1 protein-coding gene is annotated in these 735 nt (G+C 67.3%); it reads left to right on the top strand.

Annotated elements, in window-relative coordinates; genetic code table 11:
- Nucleotides 1-13: 13 nt before the first annotated feature.
- The coding region (locus tag OEZ60_RS22175; RefSeq protein ID WP_263341051.1) for an ATP-grasp domain-containing protein at nucleotides 14-735 on the top strand (722 nt) is incomplete at its 3' end.

The following is a 735-nucleotide window of genomic DNA, read 5'->3' as shown; positions in this document are numbered from 1 at the left end:
ACGGGGATCAGCGATGAACATCCACGAATACCAGGCCAAGGCCCTTCTGCGCAGCTACGGCGCGCCGGTGTCGGACGGCCGCGCCGTCCTCAGGGCCGAGGAAGCCAAGACCGCCGCGGGCGAGCTCGACGGACCCTTGTGGGTCGTCAAGGCGCAGATCCACGCCGGCGGCCGCGGCAAGGGCAAGTTCAAGGAGCCGGAAGCCGGCGAGAAGGGCGGCGTCCGCATCGCCAAGTCGGTGGAGGAAGCCGCCACCGAGGCCCGCAAGATGCTCGGCCGCACGCTGGTGACGCACCAGACCGGCGCGCCCGGCAAGCAGGTCAACCGGATCTATATCGAGGACGGCTCGGACATCGCGCGCGAACTGTACCTCGCCCTTCTGGTCGACCGCCAGACCTCGCGCGTCGCGTTCGTCTGCTCGACCGAGGGCGGCATGGACATCGAGGAAGTGGCCGCGAAGACGCCCGAGAAGATCGTCTCGTTCTCGGTCGACCCGGCCTCGGGGCTCTCGGACTTCCACGGCCGCCGCGTCGCCTTCGCGCTCGGCCTCGAGGGCGGGCAGGTCAAGCAATGCGTCCAGCTCATCAAGACGCTCTACAAGCTCTTCGTCGAGAAGGACATGGAGATGCTTGAGATCAATCCCCTGATCGTGACGCCGAAGGGCGATCTCAAGTGCCTCGACGCCAAGATGGGCTTCGACGGCAACGCGATCTACCGCCACCCCGACATCGCCGC

This window comes from Albidovulum salinarum, assembly GCF_025673475.1.
GTDB classification, from domain to species: domain Bacteria; phylum Pseudomonadota; class Alphaproteobacteria; order Rhodobacterales; family Rhodobacteraceae; genus Albidovulum; species Albidovulum salinarum.
The sequence above is the reverse complement of the archived record's forward strand: the minus strand, read 5'-3'. Positions and strand labels throughout refer to the sequence as shown.